This is a genomic window from Sediminivirga luteola (assembly GCF_014639315.1).
In the GTDB taxonomy this organism is placed as follows: domain Bacteria; phylum Actinomycetota; class Actinomycetes; order Actinomycetales; family Brevibacteriaceae; genus Sediminivirga; species Sediminivirga luteola.
On sequence record NZ_BMFY01000007.1, the window covers coordinates 169881 to 189528 of the forward strand.

The window sequence follows — 19648 nt, forward strand, 5'->3', positions numbered from 1 at the left end:
TTCTGACTCGCGCCACCCCTCCGGCCGTCGCTGCCGGCGATGCCCGAGAACGCCCCGGCGCCCGGGCCACGCCGCGGAGCCGTCGTGTCCACGAGCGCGCCCCTCCAAGAGCGCGTCCCCGCGGCGGAGCGTCTGACCAGCAGGGAAAGCCCAGCGTCTGGCCCGCAGGGAATCAGCCGAGCCGCGACCAGAACCTCAGCAGCTCGGCGGCGAGCTCCTCGGGCTGCTCCTCGGGGATGAAGTGGCCGCATTCGCCCACCGGGTGCCCGCTCAGCAGGTCCTCGCCGGACCCGGAGCCGGCCACGTACGGCCGCCACATGTCCAGGACCGAGAGGCCGCCGGCCAGTCCCTGTCCGCCCCAGAGCGCCAGCGTCGGGACCTGCACCAGCCGGCCGGCCCTCTGGTCCTGTTCGTCGAGTTCGATGTCCTCCCGGCTGGCACGGTAGTCGTCGAAGCCGGCGCGCATGGCGCCGGGCGCCTGGAAGGCACGGACATAGTCGGGGATCCTCGGTTCGAGCCGGTCCCGGCGGAGGGTCCAGCGGTTGAAGAAGTACCGCAGGTACTGCTCCTCGCGGCCGGCCGTGAGCAGTTCGGGCAGATCCGGTTGCATGTGCAGCAGCCAGTGGAAGAAGCCCTCTGCCGTGCGCATCCCGGCGGCGAACATCGCGTGGGTCGGCGCGATGTCCAGCACCGTCAGGCTCGCCAACCTGTCCGGGTGGTCCAGGGCGAACCGGTGCGCCACCCGGCCGCCGCGGTCGTGCCCGACCAGATGGGGACGCTCCACGCCGAGAGCGTCCAGGAGCTCGATGATGTCGGCGGCCATCCGGCGCTTGTCGTAACCGCCGGCAGGCTTGTCGCTCAGCCCGTAGCCGCGCAGATCCGGGGCAATGAGACGGAATTCCCCCGCCAGCAGGGGCGCCAGCTCCTCCCAGCACTGCGAGGTCTGGGGCCAGCCGTGCAGCAGGACCACGGTGCGCTCACCGCCGCCCCACTGCCGGTAGTGCATCTTCAGGGAGGGGAGAGTCATCACGTTCATGCCATGACTCTAACCGGTTGAACCGGTTAGTCAATAGACTGAGAGCATGACCGCCACCCGTACGTCCCGTGCCGCCGAGGACTGGATCTTCGACGGAGGCGCACTCGCGCTGGACTTCCTCAACACCCTGCGTGACCGCACTCGCCGGCCCCGGGAGACCCTGCACACGACGGAGGACCTCGTCGAATGGTTCGACTGTGCCCTCGCTGCCGGAGCCGTCGTACCGCCCGGAGCGGCCATCCCCGCCCAAGCGCCCCCGGGTGGTCGTTCCACTGAAGCCGCGCAGATCCCGGGGGCGGACGAGGCCCGCATCGGCGGCGGATCGGCCCGGCTGCTGGCCGAGGCGCGCCGGCTGCGCGCAGCCATCGACGCCCTGCTCTCCCCCGGCCTGCACCCGACTGCCGCCGATGCCCGCCGGATCAACCGGCGGGCCCGCGGCGCTCCGGTCCCGCGGCTGGACGAAGACCACCCTGACCGGACCGTCGCCGTGGGCTTCGGCGCGCGGGACGTGCTCGGCGCGGTCGCGGCGGACGCCATCGCGCTCGTCGCCGCCGGCGAGGCCAAGGGCGTCAAGGTATGCGCGCACGAACGCTGCGGCCTGCGCTTCCTGGATCAGTCCCGCGGCGGCCGCCGGAAATGGTGCTCGATGGAGCGCTGCGGCAACCGGGCCAAGGCCGCGCGGCATGCCGCCGGGAAGGCAACCGTGGGGTAACGAGAGCAACGAAACGGGGACCGGTCCGTGACGGGGACCCGAGCAGCCGGTGAACTCTTGCCTACCGGCCCCGCCGCGGGGCGTCACACGGCGCCGGCTGCTGGTACACCTGAGAACGTGAAGATCGCGCTGCTCGCAGAGTCGTTCTTGCCGCATATGAACGGGGTCACCAACTCCGTTCTCCAGGTGCTCCGCTGCCTGGCCGCCGATGGGCACGAGGCGCTCGTGCTGGCGCCCCGCTCCGGGGAGATCACCGCCGATCTCCACGGCGCCCGCACCACGCTGCTCCCCTCGGCCCCGCTCCCCTCGTACCCGGACGTCCGGGTGGCCCTGGCCAGCGTCCGCAAGCTGACCCGCATCATGCGCGACTTCGACCCGGACGTCGTGCACCTGGCATCCCCCTTCGTGCTGGGCTGGCAGGGTCAGCTGGCCGCGGAGTCACTCGGCACGCCCACCGTCGCGGTGTACCAGACCGATGTGATCTCCTACGCGGAGAAGTACGGCGTCCGCGGCGCGGCGCCGCTGGTGGCCGGGCACATCTCCCGGCTGCACAAGCGGGCCACCCTCAATCTGGCGCCGTCCTCGGCGTCGGAAGCGCAGCTGAACGGCCTCGGGGTGGACCGCTTGCGCCGCTGGGGCCGCGGTGTGGACGTGAACCGGTTCTCCCCGGCCCGGCGCAGCGAAGCGTGGCGCTCCCGGATCGCCCCGGGCAAGGTGCTGATCGGCTACGTCGGCCGGCTCGCCCCGGAGAAGCAGGTGGAGGATCTGCGGGCACTGCACAACATCCCGGGCGCCCAGCTGGTGATCATCGGCGACGGCCCCAGCCGGGACCTGCTCGAACGGATGCTCCCGGGCGCCGTGTTCACCGGGTTCCTGAGCGGCGACGCCCTCGCCGAGGCGATCGCGAGCCTCGACGTGTTCGTCCACCCGGGTGAGAGCGAGACGTTCTGCCAGACGATCCAGGAGTCGCTCGTCAGCGGCGTGCCGGTGGTGGCCACGGGCCGGGGCGGGCCGGTGGACCTGGTGCGCTCCAGCGTCGACGGCTGGCTCTACCGTCCCGGGGACTTGAGCGATCTGCGCTCCCGGGTCGCGGACCTGGCCGGCGACGACGCCAAACGGCGATCCTTCGCGGCGGCCGCCCGCGAGTCGGTCCGCAATCGCACCTGGGAGGCGCTCACCGCACAGTTGCTCGGGCACTACCGGGAGGCACGCACCCTGGCCCTGGCCGCGCACTGAGCGATGCCGCCACGGGGCCGGCTGGGGGCTCCGGCGGCGGACCGTGCCGATACCCCGGACGCCGATCGCCGGGCCCGTCCACGCATGCAGCGCGAACGGGCCCGGCGATCGGCGCGACGGTCCTGCCGGCGGCCTCAGAGCACCTTGGAGAGGAACTGCCGGGTCCGCTCGTGCTGCGGATCGCTGAACACCTGCGCCGGGGCGCCGTCCTCGATGATCCGCCCTCCGTCGAGCACCACGACCCGGTCGGCCACCTCCCGCGTGAAACCCATCTCATGGCTGACCACGACCATCGTCATGCCGCCGTTGGCCAGGTCCTTCATCACCGCGAGGACCTCGCCGACCATCTCCGGGTCCAGGGCGCTGGTCGGCTCGTCGAACAGCATGAGCGCCGGGCGCATCGCCAGCGATCTGGCGATGGCGACGCGCTGCTGCTGACCGCCGGACAACGACCGGGGCCGGGCCTCGGCCCAGTCGGCCAGGCCGACCTTCTCCAGCAGTTCGCGGGCATGGGCGACCGCCTCGTTCTTGTTCTCGCCCTTGACGTGGACCGGTGCATGCCAGACGTTCTCCAGCACAGTCATATGCGGGAAGAGGTTGAAGTGCTGGAAGACGAACCCGATGTCCGCACGCTGCGCGGCGAGCTCCCGGGCCGAGCAGTCCACCAGCTTGCCGCGGGAGTTGACCTTCTGCCCGATCCGCTGCCCGTTGACGTGGATCTCCCCGCCGTCGATGGGCTCGAGCATGTTCAAGGTCCGCAGGAAGGTGGTCTTGCCCGCGCCGGACGGGCCGACCAGCACCACCACCTCCCCGCGAGCGACCTCCAGGGAAACACCCGAGAGGATGACCTTGTCGCCGAATGCCTTGTGGACGTCGATCGCCTTCACGATCGACTCGCCCTGCGGGGCACCGGAACCGGACGCCCCGTCCGCCATGGTGGCGGTCTCACTCGTGTTGCTCATGGTGACGCTCCTCATGCCTTCACGGCGTCGGCGTGCTGCTGCAGCTGCTGCCGGGTCATCTTCTTGCTCCGCACCCCGAACAGCCGTTTGAAGACCGGTTCGGCCTTCGGCAGGCCGGCACGGGTGTTCAGGACGTTCTCGATCTGTGCCTGGATGAAGGTCCACACCGTGGTCAGCAGCAGGTAGTACAGCGCCACCACGATGTAGATCTCGAACACCATGAAGGTCGCCGAGCTGATGATCGTACCCACCTGGAACATCTCCGAGACGCCGATGATGGACAGGATGGAGGTCTGCTTCATCATCTGGTTGAAGGAGTTGCCCAGGGGCGGGACCATGATCCGGATCGCCTGCGGCACGATGATCCGGCGCATCGCCGCCAGGGGCGTCATGCCCAGGGACAGCGCCGCCTCGTGCTGGCCGCGTTCGACCGACTCCAGCCCGGAGCGGACGATCTCGGCGACATAGGCGCTCTCGTTGAGCATCAGGCCGACGATGGCGGCCTGCACGGCACCGCGGATGACGAGGCCGAACAGGTCGGCGTCCTCAAACCGGAAGATCCCGGCCGCGGCGAATCCGGTGTAGATGATCACCAGCTGGACCAGCAGCGGCGTGCCCCGGATCACCCAGATGTAGAGGCTGGCGAAGATCTTGAACGGCAGGAACTTGCTGCGGCCCATGAGCGCGATGATCAGCCCGACGATGAAGGCCAGCGCCATGGCCACCACCGAGATGACGATCGTGAGCATGAGCCCGTCGAGGAACTGGCGGCTAGGTGTGAACAGCGCCTGCCAGAAGAACTCCCAGTTGAAGTTCATGCGTCAGATTCCCTCCTGTCGGCTCGGATGCGTCGCGGCACGCTCAGGCATTGGCGATGTCCTGATGCTCCAGGCCCCACTCCGCGAGGATCTCCGCGTAGCGACCGCTCTCCACGGTCTCCTCGAAAGCGCCCATGAGCGCCTCGTGCACGCCTTCGACGCCCTTGAGGGTGGCCGCGCCGATCTCGATCTCGCCGAACGGCTCACCGACCAGCTGGAAGGCGCCCTCGGACTGCATCTCGAAGTAGCCGGCGAGTTCGGCGGTGTCGAGCATGGCGTCCTGCTGCCCCGCGATGACCTGCTGCAGGCCGTCGGCGGCTCGATCGGTCAGGGTGATGTCGATCCCCGGCTTGCCCTCGGCCTCGCACTCCTCCGACTTCTCCTCCAGCAGCCCGGCACCGGTGGCGCCGGTGATGCCCAGCGCCCGCACGCCGCAGAGGGTGTCGTCGTAGCCGGTGATGCCCGCCGGGTTCTCCTCCGAGACCGCGACCGCCGAACCCGAGAGCAGGTACGGCACGAAGTCCGCGATCTCCTCCCGCTCGGGCCGGATGTACAGCGATGAGATGATGACATCGCATTGCCCGCCCTGCAGCGCGGGAATCAGGCCGGAGAAGTTGAACTCCCGGAAGTCCGGTTCGAGCCCGAGGTTCTCGGCCATCGCCTCGGCGATGTCCACCTCGGCGCCCTGCGGCTCTCCCGCCTCGTCCGTGAAGATGTTCGGCGGGGTGGCGAGGTTGGCGCAGATGGTCAGTGCCCCGTCGCGGACGAGTGACAGCCCCTCCTCGGAGCCTTCCTCACCGGCGGCCCCGCCGCCGCAGGCGCCGAGCGCCGCGAGCGAGGCCAGTGCCGCGGCAGCGCCGAGCACTCGCTTCGGGGTCGTGTTCCTCAGGACAGCGTTCACAGTGGTGTTCTCCCTTAGCTCGGAGTCCGGCAGGACGTTCCTGCCAGACAAGGTGATGCGTGATGCGCGCGTCCGCGCGCTCGTGACCGGCAGGAACGTCCTGCCGGCTCACGCCGCCGTGATGCTCTGGCGCTCCAGGCCCCAGGTCTGAAGGATCTCCTCGTACTGGCCGCTTTCGACGAGTTCGTCGAACGCCTCGGACAGGGCGTCGTGCAGGCCCTCGGTGCCCTTGAGCGTGGCGGCGCCGATCTCCACCTCGCCGAACGGCTCGCCGATGGTGGTGAAGCCCTCATGCTCCATCTCGAAGTAGAGGAGCTGCTCAACGGTGTTGACGTAGGCGTCCTGCTGGCCGGCGACGATCTGGCTCAGCGCGTCGGTGCCCCGGTCCACCAGGGTGATGGTCACCGCCGGATCGCCGTTCCCCTGGCATTCCTCGCTCTTCTCGTCGAGGAGCCCGGCGCCGGTGGAGCCGGTGACCGCGATGGCGCGCACTCCGCACAGGGTGTCGTCGTAGCCGGTGATCTCCGCGGGGTTGTCATCCGGCACGGCGACCATGGTGCCGGCCATGAGGTACGGGACGAAGTCCGCGATCTCCTCGCGCTCGGGCCGGATGTAGAGCGAGGCCATGATGACATCGCACTGCCCGGCTTGCAGGGCCGGGATGATCCCGGAGAACGCGACCTCGTGCCAGGCGGGCTCCAGGCCCATGCCCTCGGCCAGCGCGGCCGCGATCTCGATCTCCACGCCCGTCTCGCTGCCGTCCTCCTCGCGGAAGGTGTTGGGCGGATTGTTGAACGTGCTGCAGACCGTCAGGGCGCCGTCGGAAATCAGTTCCGCGCTCGCCGCCTCACCGGCGTTCTCATCCGGTTCCCCGCTGGCCGTATCGCCTCCGCCGCATGCACTCAGCGCCAGCAGTGCGCCGACGGCGGTCAGCGGGCCGAGGGCGCGCACGGCCCGCGTCGTGTTCAGGACCTTCTTCATGGTGTCTTCCCCTTGCGTGTGGACGATCTGGCCGCCGATGTGCCCGGTGTGGTCCGGGTGCCTGGCACGAATCCGTCCCCGTCTGAACCCGTCCGGCTGGCCGGGCGGCACCGAGACCGGGCGGCCGCGTGCAGGCGGTGGTGTGATGCCGGTCTCAGTGGTGGCAAGTTTGACAGTTGGTCTGACCAACTGTCAATATCGCCATAAAGCCGGTTGTGCCGTGACCGGGTAACCTTCGAGAACGCACCCCTGACTCGGATCGCGCGCCCGCTCACGCATCGGCCCTGCACCGGACCCGCACGGAAGGCATCGGCGGCGGCACGCACATGCCGCCAAAGATCCATCCCGCGCGGTCGCAGGCCGGCGGACACGAGGAAGTGATACTCAATGGACTGGACATCATTGCGCCGATCGCACGCGCTCTCGGTGCCCGAGAGGTTGTCCGTCGACCTGGAACGGCTGATCCTGGAGGGCACGCTCAAGCCCGGTGACCGGCTGCCGCCCGAGCGCGAACTCGGCGAGATGCTCGGCGTCTCCCGGGTCTCCATCCGCGAGGCGCTGCACGAACTGGAGAGCCGGGGCTTCATCGACCGCAAACCCGGCCGGGGCACGATCGTGGTCTCTCCCGCTCAGCGCGGCGGCAGCGCCGGCACCGCGCTCTCCGCGCTGGTCGATGCCGCCGATCCCGGCTCGGTCGAGCTGAGCCGGATCATGGAGGTCCGCGCCGTCGTCGAGCCGCCCATCGCCGCCTTGGCCACAGCGCGCGTGACGGAGCGCGACCTGGCGCAGCTGCGGGCCCTGGTCGAGGAGATGGAGACCGAGGAGGACCTGGAACGCTACGCCGAGCTGGACCGCGCGTTCCACCAGGCCATCTCGCAGTACACGCACAATCCCCTGCTGGCCCAGCTGACCGAGCTCATCGGCGATCAGCTCGCCGTCAGCCGCCGCATCGCGCTGCAGAGCCAGGAGCGCCGCCGCTCCTCCTCGGCGGCGCACCGCCGGATCTACGAGGCCATCGCCAGCCGCGACGCCGAGGCCGCCGAGACCGAGGCCCGCGCCCACGTCGACTCCATCCTGATCGAAGCCCTGCGCGCGAAGGAGCGCGCCCGCACCGACCATCCCGCGCCGCCGGCCACCGGGCCGGACCGAGAGGAGACCGCATGACCACCACGACCGGGCCGCTCGGCGCCGTCGCCACGTCCCACTACCTGGCCACGGAGGCCGGCGCCGAGGCGCTGCGTCGCGGCGGCAACGCCATCGACGCAGGCATCGCCGCCGCAGCAGCCCTCTGCGTGGTCTATCCGAACAACGTCGCCCTGGGCGGCGATCTGGTCGCCCTCGTCCGGGACCCCCAAGGACAGGTCCGGTTCGTCAACGCCACCGGCCCGGCCCCGGCTGGCGTCTCCCTGGAGGAGATGCGCGCCAAGCACGGGAGCGCCCTGCCGGCCCGCGGCGTCGACACCATCACGGTGCCCGGCGGCATCGCGGGATGGGACACACTGGCCGGGCTCGGCGGACGATTGGACTGGCCGGCCCGGCTGGAGGCCGCACGCCGGCACGCCGAGTCCGCTCCCGTCGCCCGCTCCGTCGCCGCCGCGCTGCGCGAGGGCGAGTCGATGCTGCAGGCCGACCCGGGCGCACGCGCCATCTTCTTCCCCGACGGGGAGCCGCTGCTCGAGGGTCAGACCCTGCGGCAGCCAGCGCTGGCCCGCTCCCTGGAGCGGCTGGCCGCCCACGGCCCGGCGGAGTTCTACACCGGCGAACTCGCCGCGATGTGGCGCGCCGGCCTGCAGGCGCTGGGCAGCCGGATCTCCGAGGAGGACACCAGAGCGTATGCGCCAGTCGTCGAGGAGCCGCTGAGCGCGGACGTCTTCGGCCTGCGAGTGCACACCGGGCAGCCGAACACGCAAGGCTTCTCACTGCTGCGCACGCTCCTGGGACTGCAACGGGACCAGACACCGTTCGACGCTCCTTACGGCGCGGACGCCGGGCGGGTCGCCGCCCTCTTCCACGAGGGCAACCAGGTCCGTGGCGCGCATCTGGCCGATCCGCACGCCATGCGCCTCTCGGCGGAGGAAATGCTGACCGTGCCCGCGCCGGCGTCCGCGCCGGTCCCGACGGCCGCTACCGGGGACACCGTGGGCCTGACGGCGGTCAGCGCGGACGGCTGGGCGGTGTCCCTCGTGCAGTCCGTGTACAAGTCCTTCGGCGCCGGGATCCTCGAACCCGAGACCGGCATCCTGTTCCAGGACCGCGGCACCGCGTTCTCGCTCGACCCGGCTCATCCGGCGGCGCTCGCACCGGGCCGGCGTCCGCCCCACACGCTCATGCCGGTCCTGGCCGAGCAGGACGGCGCGCTGCGCTACGTCACCGCGACGATGGGCGGGCAGGCGCAGCCGCAGATCCACGCCCATCTGCTGCTGCGGCTCCTCGGCGGCGCCTCCCCGCTGGAGGCGACCTCGTCCCCGCGCTGGGTCGTGGACGTGCCACGCGAGAACGGAGACGTCCCGGCTATCGTCGAGGCCGATATGGACGCCCAGGCCCGCGCCGCGATCGGCGACGCCGGTTTCGCCATCACCACGGTCCCGCCGCGGGACGAGGACCTGGGTCACTCCAACGTGATCGAGATCCGTGACGGCGGCTACCGCGCCGCGAGCGATCCCCGTTCCGACGGCTCGGCAGTCGTGATCGCGTGAGAGCCCCGGTGGGCCCGCCGCCCAAGCTCTCCGCCACGGCGCTGATCCTGCTGGGGCTCGTCGCGGGGCTGCTCTCGGGGCTGTTCGGCGTCGGCGGCGGGTTCCTGATCGTGCCCATGCTGCTGATGCTGAACGTGCCGCAGCGGATCGCCGCCGGCACCTCGGTGGCGGCGATCCTTCCCACCGCCGTCGTCGGCGCTGCAGGCTACGGGGTGACCGGCAGCATCGACTGGATCGCGGGCATCCTGCTGGCCGTCGGCGTGGTGGCCGGCGCCCAGCTGGGCAGCTATCTCCTGGCGCGCATCCCGCAGCCCGTGCTGTTCTGGTCCTTCCTGGCCTTCATGGCGGCCGTGATCGTGAGCCTCTGGCTGGTGGTCCCCGACCGGGACGACACGATCGACCTGACCCCGCTGACCATCGCCGGGCTCCTGGCCGCCGGCGTCCTGGTGGGCACTCTCTCCGGTCTGCTGGGCGTCGGCGGCGGCATCATCCTGGTGCCCATCCTGATCTTCTTCTTCGGCGCGAGCGACCTGGTCGCCAAGGGCACCTCGCTGCTGATGATGGTTCCCGGGTCCGTCTCTGCGACGATCGGGAACCAGCGGCGCGGCAACGTGGACCTGCGGTACGCGCTCTACATCGGCGGCACCGCCTGCCTCGTCTCCCCGCTGGGTGTCTGGGCGGCGACGCTGATCACGCCGTTCTGGTCCAACGCGGCCTTCTCCCTCCTGCTGCTCTTCGCCGCGGTGCAGCTCGTCCTGAAGCACATCCGCAAGACCTGAGGGCTCGCCGCCCCCCCGGGACGCACGCTGAGGCCGGACGCCCGCGCCCGGGATCATGCTGGAAAGCAGTATCCCTGCTGTGGCCGACCAGGTCCGCGAGTTCCTCGGGCTGGCGACAGCACTGACGACTGAGTGCGGCTCTCGGTGAGGCCGGACGCACGAAACGACACCCGTCGCCGCAGCTACCGGGCACAGCGCATCCGCGTCCGGGACGCACGAAACGACACCCTAGTGACAAAACGACACCGTAGACGGTGTGGTTCTGTCACTAGGGTGTCGTTTTACCTGCACGGCCCAGCCGTCATGACGCCGCACGGGGCATGCCTGGGTCCGTGGCGCCGGCTCAGGTCAGGGCGTCGGACAACAGCGGGACGACGTTCTCCAGCGCGTACGGGACCGACAGGACGGTGTTCGCCGAGTACGCCAGCCGGATCGCCTCATCGTCCTCGTCGAAGACGATCGCGCGCCCGTCCTGCACGGCGGGCAGCTGTTCGAACAGAACCTGACCGGTCACATCGGAGGCAGACACGCCGATGGGGAAGACGACGATCAGGTCCGCGTCAAGGAGCCCGAGCTGCTCCTCCGGCAGGCTCACGCTGAAGCCTTCCGGGGTGAGTTCCTCGATCTGGGGTTCTGCGTGAAGCCGAGCCGCTGCATGAACATGACCCGCTCGCTCTCAGCGATGTACGCACCCCACCCGCCGGAACTGAGCGCGGCGACCGAGACGGTCTTGTCCTGGAACTCCGGATGGGCCCCGGCCGTCTCCGCGAATCGCCCCTCGAGGTCCTCCAGCAGCTGCTTGCCCTGTTCCGGCACCCCCAGGGCACTGGAGATGAGCGTCACCTGCTCGTCGATGGAGGTCAGGAACGAGTGCTTCCCCTCCGGGATGCCCACAGTGGGGGCGATCTGCGAGAGCTGGTCGTAGCGCTCCTGGTCGCCGGAGCTCTTGACGTCCAGGATCAGGTCCGGCTCCAGTGCCGCCACCGCTTCGTACGACGGTTCGAGGGTCTCGATCAGTTCCGGTGCCGAGTCGTAGAGGTCCTCGGCCCACGGCCCGACGCCGCTGCCGCCGAAGGCGAGCCAGTCCGAGGCGCCTACCGGCTGGATGCCAAGAGCCAAGGCGGTCTCGGCATCGCCCCAGCCGAGCGCGACGACGCGTTCGGGCTGCTCGTCGACCGTGACGTCGCCGAACTCGGTGGCGACGGTCACGGGGAACGCACCGGATCCCGTGTGCGCCGGCGCCGTCTCGGCTGAACCGTCGTCGGCTCCACCGCAACTGGAAAGGGCGGTGAGGAGGGCAAGTGCTGCCAGGGTGGCCAGGGGCCGGCGCTTCATCGGGTCGGGTCTCCTTCGAGGTGGGACATAAGCGAGTCCGCCGCCGGTCCTCGGCAGCGGACTAAAGCGAGCATAACCTCATCCGGGCTTTCCCAGGCTGCGGCGTCCACCGGGGTTTCGGCAACCGGCCGGACACCCCTGGCCACTGGGCGCATGGCACGCCTACGATGGAACCGCAAGGCCATTTTCGCGCCTTCCGGCGGCGGACACCGGCCCGATGACGCCCTAAGGAGCAGGACATGCCCGAGTACGACGTCAAGAACCGATCCGCCATCGTGACCGGGGCAGGCTCCGGCATCGGCGCGGAAGTCGCCAGGACCCTCGCCGCCAGCGGCGCCGCTGTGCTCGTCAGTGATCTGAATGCCGGGGCGGCCGAGGCCGTCGCCGCGGGCATCTCCGAGGACGGAGGCACCGCCGTGGCCCTGACCGGGGACGTCAGCGATCCCGCCCACGCCGAGGCCGCCGTCGAAGCCGCCCAGCAGCTGGCACCGCTGCGGATCGCGGTGAACAATGCCGGCGTCGGCGGCGCTGCGGCACCCATCGGCGAGTACCCGATCGAAAGCTGGCAGAAGGTCATCGACATCAACCTGAACGGCGTGTTCTACGGTCTGCGCGCACAGCTTCCGGCGATCGCCGCGAACGGGGGCGGCGGCATCGTTAACGTCGGTTCGATCCTCAGCTCCGTCGGCTTCGCGCAGTCCTCCGCCTACGTCACCGCCAAGCACGGGCTGGTGGGCATGACCAAGAACGCGGCGCTGGAGTACGCGGAGCAGGACGTGCGGGTGAACGCGGTCGGGCCCGGCTTCATCAGGACACCCCTGCTGGACGCCAATCTGGACGCCGAGACCTTGGAGTTCCTGGCCACCCAGCACCCGCTCGGGCGGCTCGGCACCGCGCAGGAGGTGGCGGACCTGATCGCCTTCCTGGTCTCGGACCGGGCCTCCTTCATCACCGGGAGCTACCACCTGGTGGACGGCGGCTACACCAGCCGCTAACCGGCCGGCGCCTCGCTGGGATCTTCCCCGGCGCACCAGGCCGCCGCCTCGTCCAGGGTGGGGAACGCTTTCATCCCCACGCTTTCCGCCAGCTCCCGGTCCTGCGGATCGGCATCGACCACCACGACCTCGCGCTCCGGTGAGACGTAGTGCTCCGCGAGCCTGCGGATCTCGTCCTTGGCCTGTTCCGTGATGGCGCCCGCCTCGCTCGTGTCGATCACGAGCTTGGCGGTCGACTCCGGTTCCTCCGCCATCGCCTCTGCCAGGCTCTGCAGTCCAGCCACGTGGATATCGCCCTGAAGCACGTACAGGGTGGCGTCCTCCTCCTGCTCCTGCAGCGCCTGCGCCAGGCCGGGATCGAGCTCCTCCGCCTTGGCCAGCGGGATCTGCCGCCGGAGAGTTCGGGTGGTGCCGCGCGGACGGTCGAAGATGTGCAGCCCGAACTCGCGGGACAGCTCGGTGAACGCCGCCACGCCCCGGACGCTGTTGCCGTGATCGTTCAGCATCGGCGAGAAGACCGCGACCGCCAGCTGACCCGGCAGCACCCCCATGATCCCTCCGGAGACGCCACTCTTGGCCGGCATGCCCACATCCGTGAGCCAGTTGCCCGCGCCGTCGTACATGCCGCAGGTGGCCATCACGCTGAGCATCCGGCGCAGCACGTCCGGCTCCAGGATCGGCTCGCCCGTGCGGGGCTGCACGCCGCCGTTGGCCAGGACCGCGCCCATGGCCGCCAGGTCCTCGCACGTCACCTTCACCGCGCACTGCGCCAGATACACCGCCAGCGCCTCGTCCGGGTCGCAGGCGATCATGTCGTGCGCGCGGAGCATATAGGCGATCGCGCGGTTCCGGTAGGAGGACTGCGTCTCCGAGTCCAGCACGCCCTGGTCCAGCTCCAGCTGCCGGCCCGCGTAGGAGGACAGCAGGCTCACGACCGCGTCGATGCGCTCCTCAACGGTGCGGCCCGGGACGAGTGAGCTGGCGGCGATGGCGCCGGCGTTGATCATGGCGTTGAGCGGCCGGCCGGACTCCGGGTGCACGCTCAACTCGTTGTACGCCTCGCCCGAGGGCTCCACGTCGATGTACGCGTCGACGTCCTCCCGCCCGTGGGTGGCCAAGGCGAGACCATAGACGAAGGGCTTGGAGATCGACTGGATGGTGAACTCCTGGTCCGCGTCTCCCAGGCCCGCGGTGAACCCGTCGGCGGTGCAGACCGCTAAGCCGAAGGCCTCCTCATCGGCTTTGCCGAGCTCGGGGATGTAGGAGGCCAGTTTCCCGCCGCCGATCCCGCGGACGCGCTCGAAGACCTCCCCGACTTCCCGCTCGATCGGTGACATCACGCGTTCGGCCATCGGGTGCCTCCTGGCTGGGGGACGCTTCTGGCCTCCGATCCTATCGAGACGCGCCGTCCGGAGGGCAGCCGGTCAGCTGAGTTCGGCGCGCAGCTCCGCAGCCGGTCCCGCCCAGGCCGGACGGAATGCGTAGACGCAGCCAAGCCGGAGCAGCGTCGCCTCCTGGTAGACGGCGAGCGCTCCCGGGAGCACCCCGAGCCGGGCGGCGGTGGTGTCCACCTGGGCGAGGACGACATCGGCGTCCTCAGCCGTCCACAGGCCCTGCCTCCGGCGCCACAGCGCATGGGCACGGAGGTTCGCCAGGTCCAGCGCGGGATCGGCCAGGCACGCGGTGTCCACGTCGAGCAGTCCGGGGCCGAGTTCCGGATCCCAGAGCAGCTGCTTGTCGTGGAGGTCCCGGTGCGCCGGCGCCCATCGGTGCACCGGAAGCTGCAGCAGCCGGTGCACGGTCCGCTCCACGGCCGCCTCGAAACGCCGCCAGCCGGCCTCGGGGCCGTCGGCGCCCGCTGCGCTCTGGCCGTCTCCGCCTGCCACGACCGGCGCGGCCAGCGCGGTCCAGCGCCGCAGCACGGCAGCCTCCTCCGCCGGGCCGTGCACGGGAACGTCCACCGGCTGGACCGGGTTCCCGGCACCCGTGCCTCCGGCGCTGTTCCTCGCCGGGAACACGCCTTCTAGGTCTCCTGCCGGTGCCCCCGGGCCCGGGACGGCACGCACGACCTCTTCCCAGGCGCCGAGCACTTCGGCCCAGGCGCGGTACCACTCCGCGGGCGTGAACGCGCATGGCTCGTGCATGCTCCGGCCCGTGAGCGCCTCGAACACGACCGTGGCGTCATCGCCGGCCAGGACCCGCGGCATCCGGAACCTGCCCTCGAAGGCCCGTGCCCGGCCGATGCCGCGCAGAATACCCGGTGCTCTGCCGGGCCGGACCACTTTGATGTACCTGCTGCCGTCGGCGCTGCGCACGACGGCGCGCTTGCCCGGCCGGTGGGAGATCACCTGGCCGTGCGCGGCGGCGGGCCGCAGCGCGTCGAGCTTGGGATCCCGTCCCGGCTCCCACAGTTCGATCCGGCCCCTGCGCATCCGCGCGGCCCGGACGGTGCCCTCGCGCAGCAGTTCGAGGATGAGTTCGCCCTTCGCGCCGGGCCACGCGCGGCGGACTGTCCACGCGCCGCCCTCGGCCTCGACCTGCTCAGGTGGCAGCACGAGAACCGGCATCGTGTCGGCTGCCGCGCCCACGGGAGCGTCTCCCGCGGTCAGCGCCTGCGGGATGGTCTGCGGTTTCATCGTTCCAGCGCCTCCTCGGCCAGGCGTACCCGGCGTGCGATCGTCTCCGGCCAGTCGTGTTCCCGGCGGCGGAACGGCTCCACCGCGGCGGCAAGCTGGGCGTAGGCTTCCCAGGCGGCCAGCTCACCGACGCGGAGCGCGTGGCGGGCGTGGCGTGAACCGGCGTGCCGGTACCCCTGCAGGAAGCCTTCCGCCAGTTCCGGCAGGTCCTGCCGGCGGCAGGCGGCCAGCCAGCTTCCGATGTCCCGCGCCGCCGGGCCGCGGCCGGCCCGGTCCAGGTCGATGATGCGGATCTCACCGTCGCCGACGAGGATCTGGTCGGGTGAGAGGTCCCCGTGCAGCTCCGTATGCGTTCCGGTTTCCGCCTCGGACCGGCGGACCCCGGGCGTGAGCGCTTCGGCGAGGGCCTGCACCCGGGACCCGAGCGCCGGCACCAGCCGGTGCACCGCATCGGCCGCACCGCTCACATCCGCCGGCGCCACCGCGCGCCCGTGCTCCTGCGGCGTCGCCTGCCCGGCCTCGTGCACGCGCGCGATCACCTCCCCTGCCGCGAGCGCCGCCTCCAAGCGCGGCGTGCGCAGCAGGTCGCCGTGGCCCCACAGCTGGCTCGCCATCGCGGTCGACCGGCGTCCGAGCGGTTCCACCGGCAGCACCGGGGCTCCCAGCTGAGCCCAGCGGGCCGCGGCGTGCACCAGATGCGTCTCCGGCCGGGCGGCGATGCGCAGCACCCTGCCGTGAGCGTGACCGGCGGCCTCGGGGGTCTCGGCAGCGACCAGGCGGCGGCGCGGGTTGTACCGCAGCGGCCGCAGCCCGGTCACCGGGAGGCCGAGGTCGTGCAGCGGCCGCGCCAGCTCGGGGTCGGAGGCGACCGGACCTGACAGCAGGTACGGCCCGGAGTCCTCGTGCACCCTGATCTGCTGCCCGGCGCGGGCGGCCCGCCGCAGGGCGTTCCGGTATTTGTCCGGATCGGCCAAGACCGCTGCCCAGCCGCCCGCCTGAGCGGAGACGCCGGGGTCACCGTCGCCATATTCGCCGGACTCACCGCAGTCAGATGGGTGCCAGGCGACCACCAGGCTCCGCCCCTCCTTGACCCGGACGTACACCGCGCGCACCGGCCGGCCCAGCCGTTCCGAGAGCGCGGCGTCGTCCAGCAGCTCAGCGGCGAAGGGTAGCCCCGCCAAGCGCACGAGGCGCTCATCGTGGGAAAGCAGCCCGGCGGTCATGCGCGCAGCCGCCTCTGCGCCGGTTCCAGCCCGCCGCCGCGGGCCGGCCGGGCACCATCGACGCCGGCCCCCTCAGGCTGCGCCCCCTTCGTCTGCGCTGCCTCGGGCTGTGTCCCCTTCGTCTGCGCGGCCACCCATCGCGCCAGGCGGCTGTCCGGGTCGCGGAGCAGCTCGGCGGGGGCGCCGTCCTCCTCGATGCGGCCGTGTTCCAGCCACAGCACCCGGTCCAGGCCCTGAATGGTGCCCAGGTCGTGGGTGATGGCCAGCGTCGTCCGTCCCCGGGTCAGCTCCCGCAGCGACTCCTCCACGGTGGCGCGCGAGGCAGGGTCGAGGCCGGCGGTCGCCTCGTCCAGGATCACGATGGGCGCGTTGCGGACCAGCGCGCGGGCGATCGCGACGCGCTGCCGCTGCCCGCCGGAGAGGGTGTCGCCGCGGTTCCCCAGGACGGTGTCGTACCCCTCCGGCAGGGCCGTGATGAAGTCGTGGGCGCCCGCACGGCGGGCGGCGTACTCGACTTCGGCGTCGGAGGCTCCCAGCCGGCCGTAGCGGATGTTCTCCCGCACCGTGGTGGTGAACAGCACCGACTCCTGGAGCAGGATGGACACGTGCCGGCGCAGGCTGGCTCTGGTGACCCTCCGGGTGTCGTAGCCGTCGATGAGCACGCTGCCGGCATCGGCGTCGGCCAGGCGGAGCAGATAGCCGGCCAGGGTGGATTTGCCGGCGCCGGAGGGACCCAGCAGTCCCACCCGCTGGCCCGCCGGGATATGCAGGCTGAGGTCCTCGAACAGCACCCGGCCGTGCCCGTCGCGGGCGGTGATCCGGTCGAAGGCGACGTCCCCGTCCACATTGCCCATCCGCAGCGCCGGCTTGGGATCGGCGATCTCGACCGGTTCCTCCATCAGGTCCGCGATGCGCTCTCCCGAGGCGGCTGCGCGAGCGATCCGGCCGGTGTACTTGGCCATATCGCGCAGCGGCTTCATGGCGATCTTGAGGTACATCAGGAAGAGCACCATATCGCCGGGCGTCATCCGGCCGCGCAGCACCTGCCAGCCGCCGAAGCCCAGGACGACGGCCGTGGCCACCCCGACCAGCAGATCGGTGGAGCGCTCGAGTCCGGCGGCCAGGCGCCGCGCGCGGATACCGGCTTTGAGGGCACGCTCGTTGCCGTCCGCGAAGTCGTGCGCGACGGTCTTCTCCAGGCCGTAGGCCTGCACCACCCGGATCGCCCCGAGCGCCTCGGCGGCGGATCCGACCAGCTTGCCCTCGCCCTTGCGGGTAGCCCGGGACGCATGCGTGATCTTCGGCGTCGCGAAGCGCGAGAGCACGAAGTACGCGCCGGCCGTGGCCACCACGATCAGGCTCAGGACCGGGTCCAGGATCATGATGACGACCAGCAGCACGGCGAGCGTCAGGACGTTGCCGACCAGCGGCAAACCGGCGGTCACGGCGACTTCCTGGAGCCGGCCGATGTCCCCCACCAGCCGCTGCGAGGTGTCGCCGACGGAGGCCCGGGAGTGATAGCGCAGTGAGAGCGCCTGGACGTGGTCGAACACGCGTGAGCGCAGCTGCGTCGCGACCCGGGAGCCGACCAGGGCGAAGGCGATCGTGCTGGCGTAGTTGCACACCGCCCGGCCGCCGACGATGAGGGCCAGCAGCAGCGCCCACGTCACCAGGGTGAGGCCGACATCGCCGCCCAGGCCCGTCGTCTCGGACAGCCGGGCGCCGAGCGCCTGGGTCACGGCGTCCACAGCGTACTTGACCGGCCAGGGCTCCAGCACGCGGAAGATCACATCGCCGGCCAGGGCGAGCAGGCCGCCCAGGGCGAGCAGCCGGTGCTGCTTCAGATGCGGCCGCAATGTCCGCAGGGTGCGGGTGAGAGCCTCGCGGTGGAGGCGGCGGGCGTCCTTTCTCATACGGTGCTCACCTCCTGCTGCCGGGGTTCCGTCCGCGCGGGCAGCGTCTGCCCGGTTGGCAGGCCGAGCCGGGTCAGCAGCTCGGCGCAACGCAGGCTCCAGTCATGCTCGGCCACGGCTATCGTGCGACCTGCGCGGGCCAGGCGCTCGCGCAGCAGCCGGTCGCTCGCCAGCCGGCGCAGCGCGGTGGCCAGAGCCTCCGCGTCTCCCGGCGGCACCAGCAGCCCGCGCCTCTCATCGCCGAGCAGACCAGGCAGGTCGCCGATGGCGGAGGCGACGACGGGCAGCCCCGCGGCCATGTACTCGTACACCTTCAGCGGGGAGAAGTAGTGATCGCCGTGCGGGTAGGGGGCGACCGCGACATCCATGCCAGCCAGGATCCCGGGCACGTCCTGCGGGGCCACCGCCCCGTGGAACCGCACACGCTCGCCGAGGCCGAGCTCACGGGCGCGGGCGCGCAGAGTCTCCAGCTCCGGGCCCTTGCCGCAGATCTCCAGGCGCCAGCCTGCCGCGTCACTGGCCGCATCGTGAGAGCCACCGGAGTCCCTCGTCCCGCGGGCGCCCCCGCTCATGCTGGAGCCACCGGACGCGCCGGAGCCATCGTCTTGCCTGGCCGCGGCGGCGAACGCCTCCAGGAGGACGCCGGTGCCGTGCCAGGGCTTGAGGGTGCCCACGAAGCCCACCGTGAAAGGGGCGCCGGGTGTGCGGGCGGCGGGCCGGATGCGGCGTGTGTTGACGCCATTGGGCAGTACCATCACGCGGCCGGCGGCACCGGGCGCGGCGGCCCGGACCCAGGCCGCCACCGGTTCGGAGACGCAGGAGACGATCTCGGCGTGGTCGAGGGCACGGCGGGTGGCGGCGCGGGCGCCGGGCTCGTCGTGCAGCACGCGGTGGTCCCGCTGCTCCTCCACCAGGGGCGCGTTGACCTCCATCACGAGCGGCACGCGACTGCCCCTGCGCCCGGTCAGCTCGGCTGCGGCGCGGGCACCGGCGTCGCTGAACAGGGAGTAGCGCTCGTAGACGAGGTCGAAGTCCTCGGCGGCGGCGAGTTCGGCCAGCAGGCGCGCGGCCTCGGCCACCCGGGACTCTCGTTCCGCCGCGCCCTTGGCGGCGCGGACCGGGACGGTGACGACGCGCAGATCGCGCAGGTCCTCGGGGACCTGGGTCTCACACCGGACGCAGTACACCGTGACCTCGTGGCCATGAGCGCGGAAGGCGCGGATCATCTCCTGGACGTGCACGGACGCGCCCTTGGTGCCGAAGACGCCGATGCCGGGATCGGCCAGCAGATAGGCGATTCTCATCGGTGGGTCCTCTCTGTCGGTGCGGCGGATGCGGTCGGCGCGGACGATGCCGCGGGAGCCTCCGATGCAGTCGATGCTGCGGAGGCTGCCGTTGTGGCCGGCACTGGCCGCAGGTCTCGGG

18 protein-coding genes are annotated in these 19648 nt (G+C 71.3%); 6 read left to right on the top strand and 12 right to left on the bottom strand.

Annotated features, from left to right (window positions below):
* Positions 1-172 precede the first annotated feature (172 nt).
* The gene (locus IEW13_RS09635) at positions 173-1036 is read right to left on the bottom strand and encodes an alpha/beta fold hydrolase (RefSeq protein WP_188550712.1); all 864 of its coding nucleotides are present in this window, start codon (positions 1034-1036) and stop codon (positions 173-175) included.
* A 46-nt stretch (positions 1037-1082) separates the two neighbouring features.
* Here IEW13_RS09635 and IEW13_RS09640 point away from each other — a divergent pair, with 46 nt between their 5' ends.
* Positions 1083-1748 carry a CGNR zinc finger domain-containing protein gene (locus IEW13_RS09640; protein ID WP_188550713.1) on the top strand — a complete coding sequence of 222 codons (666 nt, stop codon included), beginning with the start codon at positions 1083-1085 and terminating at the stop codon, positions 1746-1748.
* A 117-nt stretch (positions 1749-1865) separates the two neighbouring features.
* A complete protein-coding gene (locus tag IEW13_RS09645) occupies positions 1866-2984 on the top strand; it encodes a glycosyltransferase family 4 protein (protein ID WP_188550714.1) in 1119 nt (372 codons plus the stop codon).
* Between the two features lie 134 nt (positions 2985-3118).
* Here IEW13_RS09645 and IEW13_RS09650 read toward each other — a convergent pair whose 3' ends face one another.
* From IEW13_RS09650 to IEW13_RS09665, 4 genes are all read right to left on the bottom strand, one after another.
* A complete protein-coding gene (locus tag IEW13_RS09650) occupies positions 3119-3946 on the bottom strand; it encodes an amino acid ABC transporter ATP-binding protein (RefSeq protein WP_188550715.1) in 828 nt (275 codons plus the stop codon).
* A gap of 11 nt (positions 3947-3957) precedes the next feature.
* Positions 3958-4764, bottom strand: a complete 807-nt coding sequence (locus IEW13_RS09655; protein WP_188550716.1) for an amino acid ABC transporter permease — start codon at positions 4762-4764, stop codon at positions 3958-3960.
* A 43-nt stretch (positions 4765-4807) separates the two neighbouring features.
* Positions 4808-5665: an ABC transporter substrate-binding protein gene (locus IEW13_RS09660; RefSeq protein ID WP_188550717.1), complete on the bottom strand. Its 858-nt coding sequence runs from the start codon at positions 5663-5665 to the stop codon at positions 4808-4810.
* 108 nt (positions 5666-5773) lie between these two features.
* Positions 5774-6646 (bottom strand): ABC transporter substrate-binding protein, encoded by an 873-nt coding sequence (locus IEW13_RS09665; protein WP_188550718.1) that lies wholly within the window; start codon positions 6644-6646, stop codon positions 5774-5776.
* A gap of 387 nt (positions 6647-7033) precedes the next feature.
* On the opposite strand from IEW13_RS09665, the gene IEW13_RS09670 reads away from it, so the two are divergent.
* Genes IEW13_RS09670 through IEW13_RS09680 form a run of 3 tightly spaced genes read left to right on the top strand, consistent with a single transcriptional unit; the run spans position 7034 to position 10121 of the window.
* Positions 7034-7810 carry a FadR/GntR family transcriptional regulator gene (locus tag IEW13_RS09670; RefSeq protein WP_188550719.1) on the top strand — a complete coding sequence of 259 codons (777 nt, stop codon included), beginning with the start codon at positions 7034-7036 and terminating at the stop codon, positions 7808-7810.
* Complete coding sequence (locus IEW13_RS09675) at positions 7807-9342, top strand: gamma-glutamyltransferase family protein (protein WP_188550720.1); 1536 nt, start codon at positions 7807-7809, stop codon at positions 9340-9342. Before IEW13_RS09670 ends, IEW13_RS09675 begins: the two co-directional genes overlap by 4 nt.
* Positions 9339-10121 carry a sulfite exporter TauE/SafE family protein gene (locus tag IEW13_RS09680; RefSeq protein ID WP_229745061.1) on the top strand — a complete coding sequence of 261 codons (783 nt, stop codon included), beginning with the start codon at positions 9339-9341 and terminating at the stop codon, positions 10119-10121. Before IEW13_RS09675 ends, IEW13_RS09680 begins: the two co-directional genes overlap by 4 nt.
* Before the next feature lie 343 nt (positions 10122-10464).
* Here the strand turns inward: IEW13_RS09680 and IEW13_RS17445 are convergent, their stop codons facing one another.
* Both IEW13_RS17445 and IEW13_RS09685 read right to left on the bottom strand, forming a co-directional pair.
* Entirely contained in the window at positions 10465-10716 is a 252-nt protein-coding gene (locus IEW13_RS17445; protein WP_229745062.1) for a TroA family protein, read from the bottom strand.
* Positions 10713-11456 (bottom strand): iron-siderophore ABC transporter substrate-binding protein, encoded by a 744-nt coding sequence (locus IEW13_RS09685; protein WP_229745063.1) that lies wholly within the window; start codon positions 11454-11456, stop codon positions 10713-10715. The genes IEW13_RS17445 and IEW13_RS09685 overlap by 4 nt, the downstream gene beginning before the upstream one ends.
* Before the next feature lie 239 nt (positions 11457-11695).
* On the opposite strand from IEW13_RS09685, the gene IEW13_RS09690 reads away from it, so the two are divergent.
* Positions 11696-12451 (top strand): SDR family NAD(P)-dependent oxidoreductase, encoded by a 756-nt coding sequence (locus IEW13_RS09690; RefSeq protein ID WP_188550721.1) that lies wholly within the window; start codon positions 11696-11698, stop codon positions 12449-12451.
* Here the strand turns inward: IEW13_RS09690 and glsA are convergent.
* The 5 genes from glsA to IEW13_RS09715 form a co-directional block, all read right to left on the bottom strand.
* Entirely contained in the window at positions 12448-13803 is a 1356-nt protein-coding gene (gene glsA / locus IEW13_RS09695) for a glutaminase A (protein ID WP_188550722.1), read from the bottom strand. The two genes, IEW13_RS09690 and glsA, sit on opposite strands and share 4 nt — an antisense overlap.
* A gap of 72 nt (positions 13804-13875) precedes the next feature.
* Positions 13876-15087, bottom strand: a complete 1212-nt coding sequence (locus IEW13_RS09700; RefSeq protein WP_188550723.1) for a hypothetical protein — start codon at positions 15085-15087, stop codon at positions 13876-13878.
* Positions 15084-16310, bottom strand: a complete 1227-nt coding sequence (locus IEW13_RS09705) for a phosphotransferase (protein ID WP_188550724.1) — start codon at positions 16308-16310, stop codon at positions 15084-15086. Before IEW13_RS09705 ends, IEW13_RS09700 begins: the two co-directional genes overlap by 4 nt.
* Positions 16307-18223 carry an ABC transporter ATP-binding protein gene (locus IEW13_RS09710; protein WP_188550725.1) on the bottom strand — a complete coding sequence of 639 codons (1917 nt, stop codon included), beginning with the start codon at positions 18221-18223 and terminating at the stop codon, positions 16307-16309. The genes IEW13_RS09705 and IEW13_RS09710 overlap by 4 nt, the downstream gene beginning before the upstream one ends.
* Complete coding sequence (locus IEW13_RS09715) at positions 18220-19527, bottom strand: glycosyltransferase family 4 protein (protein ID WP_188550726.1); 1308 nt, start codon at positions 19525-19527, stop codon at positions 18220-18222. The genes IEW13_RS09710 and IEW13_RS09715 overlap by 4 nt, the downstream gene beginning before the upstream one ends.
* Between the last annotated feature and the right edge of the window lie 121 nt (positions 19528-19648).

Excerpts from the sequence above, each read along its gene's own strand:
- IEW13_RS09635 (WP_188550712.1), bottom strand. The coding sequence starts at position 1,036 with ATGAACGTGATGACTCTCCCCTCCCTGAAGATGCACTACCGGCAGTGG.
- IEW13_RS09640 (WP_188550713.1), top strand. The coding sequence starts at position 1,083 with ATGACCGCCACCCGTACGTCCCGTGCCGCCGAGGACTGGATCTTCGAC.
- IEW13_RS09650 (WP_188550715.1), bottom strand. The coding sequence starts at position 3,946 with ATGAGCAACACGAGTGAGACCGCCACCATGGCGGACGGGGCGTCCGGT.
- IEW13_RS09655 (WP_188550716.1), bottom strand. The coding sequence starts at position 4,764 with ATGAACTTCAACTGGGAGTTCTTCTGGCAGGCGCTGTTCACACCTAGC.
- IEW13_RS09665 (WP_188550718.1), bottom strand. The coding sequence starts at position 6,646 with ATGAAGAAGGTCCTGAACACGACGCGGGCCGTGCGCGCCCTCGGCCCG.
- IEW13_RS09670 (WP_188550719.1), top strand. The coding sequence starts at position 7,034 with ATGGACTGGACATCATTGCGCCGATCGCACGCGCTCTCGGTGCCCGAG.
- IEW13_RS09675 (WP_188550720.1), top strand. The coding sequence starts at position 7,807 with ATGACCACCACGACCGGGCCGCTCGGCGCCGTCGCCACGTCCCACTAC.
- IEW13_RS09685 (WP_229745063.1), bottom strand. The coding sequence starts at position 11,456 with ATGAAGCGCCGGCCCCTGGCCACCCTGGCAGCACTTGCCCTCCTCACC.
- IEW13_RS09690 (WP_188550721.1), top strand. The coding sequence starts at position 11,696 with ATGCCCGAGTACGACGTCAAGAACCGATCCGCCATCGTGACCGGGGCA.
- glsA (WP_188550722.1), bottom strand. The coding sequence starts at position 13,803 with ATGGCCGAACGCGTGATGTCACCGATCGAGCGGGAAGTCGGGGAGGTC.
- IEW13_RS09700 (WP_188550723.1), bottom strand. The coding sequence starts at position 15,087 with ATGAAACCGCAGACCATCCCGCAGGCGCTGACCGCGGGAGACGCTCCC.
- IEW13_RS09705 (WP_188550724.1), bottom strand. The coding sequence starts at position 16,310 with ATGACCGCCGGGCTGCTTTCCCACGATGAGCGCCTCGTGCGCTTGGCG.
- IEW13_RS09710 (WP_188550725.1), bottom strand. The coding sequence starts at position 18,223 with ATGAGAAAGGACGCCCGCCGCCTCCACCGCGAGGCTCTCACCCGCACC.
- IEW13_RS09715 (WP_188550726.1), bottom strand. The coding sequence starts at position 19,527 with ATGAGAATCGCCTATCTGCTGGCCGATCCCGGCATCGGCGTCTTCGGC.